We start from the raw sequence: 3,487 nt of genomic DNA, 5'->3' as shown, positions 1-3,487 counted from the left end.
TGGGCAGGTTCGAAGCTGAAGAATATTTTTGGCGAGGGAACCGTTAAAACGACGAAGAAACTCGTCTACGAATGTAACTGCTTTACAGCAGGAACGAAGGTTCTCACAGATGAAGGGGAGAAACCTATCGAGGAAATTGAGGTAGGGGATAAGGTTCTCTCAAAGGATGACGAGACCGGAGAAGTGGCGTATAAAGAAGTCGTAGGACTGTTCCAGAAACAGGCTGACGAAATCTATTACGTCCACATCGGGGATGAGGTCATCGAGGCCACAGGCGAGCATCCATTCTGGCTTGATGGCAAGGGATGGACGTTTGTTAAAGACCTGAAAGTTGGCGATTTGCTTGTTTCGAGTGACGGCACTAAACTGGCAATAGACAAGATCGAGAAAGAGTCGCGCGAAGCAACGGTTTATAACTTTGAGGTTGAGGACTATCATTCTTATTTTGTGTCGAATCTGGGGATTTGGGTTCATAATTGTGCGGTTAAGGGGATGGGAAAAGGTCTCGAAACTAGAGGGTATAAGCCGCAACCTGGTGAACGAACTTTTGATGGGTATGTAAATAAAAATGTTGCGGCTGATAAAGAAACAACTTTACACACTAATTCAAAAGGCTTTAATAACAATTCACGGGGTTCTAATCCCGACGGGCAGTTCAAGAGATTTGGTTCAGATTCTCATGCAGGTTTATCACCTCACGTACATCAACCAACAAGGAATGTAAACAAAAATGGTGAAACTTTTGGTGGGCAGGGTTCTAAAACTCAGGGTGGCGGCGTGACTATACCAGGTAAGAACGATGTTAGTCAGCTTTACGATTACTTGAATAACGGGAAGTATAGGAGATAATATTATTTTGGGATGGCGGTCTTTAAGCCATCCCTCCTTTAGAGGTGAAGTTATGGCTGATGTTCTTTTCGATTGTACTCAATTTCTGACGTTCGAAGCGAATGAGTGTGGAGATGTTTTATCACTCCTACTACCATTGTTTGAAAAAAGTAATGATTTTATGGTGCTTCAAGAAAGAGAGATTTCCGAAAGAAAGATATCCCATCTGAATGAATTTCTAAACAGACATACTGTCGAACTTGTAAATCAAGAATTTATAGGTGAATTTGATGAATGGTTTGAATTTGATGAGATACCTCAACCAATCAAACAGTTTGGTCAAAATATTAAGGAACTTATAGAAAGAAAGATCATTGAACAACTTACAATAATACTTGTCCGTTATGCTTATGGTGAAGAGTCGGCTGATAATATTTTTGTAGGTGATTACCGAGTAGATAACATTTATGATGGGTTGTATCATGCATCTTGTTTTGGTAACTCGGGGAATATTGTGGTGATAAGGTTAAAAAAATCTTAACATTATATTGGAGGGGCTACCTAGTGCCGAATGAACTCATCATTCAACCAATAACACAGTTAACCTTTGTAATACCCGTATAAAGATTTCGTCAATTCGGTTGTAAGCACGTCAACGCTTGAATTTTATACCCTAAATAACGCTATTGCGTTACATGAAGCAGGTCGATTATGGTCAAATACCACCATGATTGACCTGTTTTTTATATCTTCTCTTTCTTGCGGTTTTGAATCGCAACTTCTAAGATGGACAGTACGATAACTATAGTGAGGGCGGTCAACAAAGGTTATTTTGTCCGTAACTTAACTGACCATCGTATTATGTGATCAACCAGTTCTTTTTGGTTGATCCTTTTTTCATATGCATAGAGGATAAAAGTAGCCTGGTCGAACGTAACTGCCCGTGGGACTTGATCCCTAGCGCTATAGTGTTCACCCCTACTTGTCATGACCATGATTGAGGCTGGTTGGGACACAAGATCCCGTATAACAAGCGATGCTATGGAGTGACAAGAAGAATTCGTAGGGGCTACCGGTGAATTTACACAAATAGGGGCGATTGAATGAATCCAGTTATCGGTCTAGATATTTATAAAGAAGAGAGCCATGGACAAGCCTTTTTAGAACGGGGAAAACCATACCGAGAGATGCTCCATTTCGAGTACACTCGTGATGGTTTAGCCAATCTCCTTCAAGTTTTAAAGGACGTTGAATCTGTATCCAAACAACGTCCTCTGCTTATTCTAGAAGCAACCGGACATTATCAAAGCCCTGTTGTTCAGTTTCTAGAGGAATATCACTATATTTATATTGTCATTAATCCGCTCATCTCAAATCGGCTTAGGAAGTCTCAACTTCGCAAAGTAAAAACGGATGCTGCTGACGCTTATCTTTTGGGAGAGTTGTACTACAAGGAAGAGTTTGAACCCTTTAAGAAAAGGGGGATACAGCTACTCAATCTACGCTATCTAACAAGGCAATATGAGTCTTTTTCAAAGATGTATGTACAGACTAAACTGCAATTCCAAGCTGTTCTAGATCAGGTTTTCCCTGCTTACAAAGGTGTCTTTGGAGCTATGTATTCAGGTATTTCGCTACGTTTTTTAAGTGATTTCCCAACCTCATATTCGGTTTTGCAGACATACGAGGATACACTTAAGGCTAGAATGAAAGAACTGCTTTCTTCGAAACGAGGACGTTCAGAGGACTGGATTAACCAAAGCGTTCAAAGGCTGCTAGATGCGGCAAAACAAAACCCATTTCAGCAAACCATGTACGCAAGCCACTTAATCAATTTGAAAGTCCTAATTACCCTCATTCTTCAGTACCAAGAGCATCTTATTGAATTGGAACAGAACATAGATGCTCTGGCTGAAGAAATTGAAGAGTATGAATTAATTCAGTCGATTCCCGGTATCGGACATAAAATTGCGGCAACAATTTTATCTGAGATCGGAGAAGTCGACCGATTTGATCATCCTAAAAAGCTAGTCGCCTTTGCAGGCATATTGACCCGAGAGTCTTTACTTCCGGTAAGTTTACAGCAACTCGAAACTGAATCACGAAACGTGGTTCCAGGCAGCTGCGTTACGCGCTGATGATGGCTGTTCAGTGTGGACTTATTCGCTCTCGTAACATGCGAATTAAAGCGTACTACGATCGTAAAAGAGGCGATGGAAAGCCGCATAAAGTCGCTCTAGTCGCATGTGCAAAAAGGCTCGTTCATTGGCTCTATGCTATCTTGAACAACAAAAAAGCATTCCGTCCAACATAAAGAGAACCACTTGGTATAACCTTCCAATAAGAAATAGAATTGGAGGGTTATTTGGTATGCTTATTTTAACTTTACCACATGATATAAGTTCATTTTACTGGTAATCTTGACAAGCTAGTAGCTGGTATAGCAACGATGATTACTGTTAAGAACAATCTGGTAACGTGCCAGTCAACATATACAGGTAAGGATCGTTTAGGCTAGCCACCTTGCACTCTGATTATAAACGGAAATTCGTTGGAAAATTTCCGATGGGGGCTGAACATGGAAGGCGTGAAGATTTCGATTGACCGCATTGTAGTGGACTTTACGGGCGTGTACTGGAATCAGCGAAAATGGCGGTCC

Annotated in this window: 2 protein-coding genes and 1 pseudogene; all 3 read left to right on the top strand. The window is 41.0% G+C overall.

Going from position 1 to position 3,487, the window contains the following annotated elements; translation table 11 throughout:
* Positions 1 to 849, top strand: an 849-nt coding sequence (locus tag ABEW34_RS31580; protein WP_430165739.1) for a polymorphic toxin-type HINT domain-containing protein, incomplete at its 5' end; no start/stop codon positions are given.
* A gap of 7 nt (positions 850 to 856) precedes the next feature.
* Positions 857 to 1,369 carry a hypothetical protein gene (locus ABEW34_RS31575; RefSeq protein ID WP_430165736.1) on the top strand — a complete coding sequence of 171 codons (513 nt, stop codon included), beginning with the start codon at positions 857 to 859 and terminating at the stop codon, positions 1,367 to 1,369.
* 562 nt (positions 1,370 to 1,931) lie between these two features.
* Positions 1,932 to 3,142, top strand: a pseudogene (locus ABEW34_RS31570) (IS110 family transposase).
* The last annotated feature ends 345 nt before the right edge of the window (positions 3,143 to 3,487 follow it).

It is taken from the genome of Paenibacillus algorifonticola (genome assembly GCF_050481745.1).
Lineage (GTDB): Bacteria > Bacillota > Bacilli > Paenibacillales > Paenibacillaceae > Pristimantibacillus > Pristimantibacillus algorifonticola_A.
Note: the sequence above shows the minus strand (reverse complement) of the source record. Positions and strands in the feature narration are given on the sequence as shown.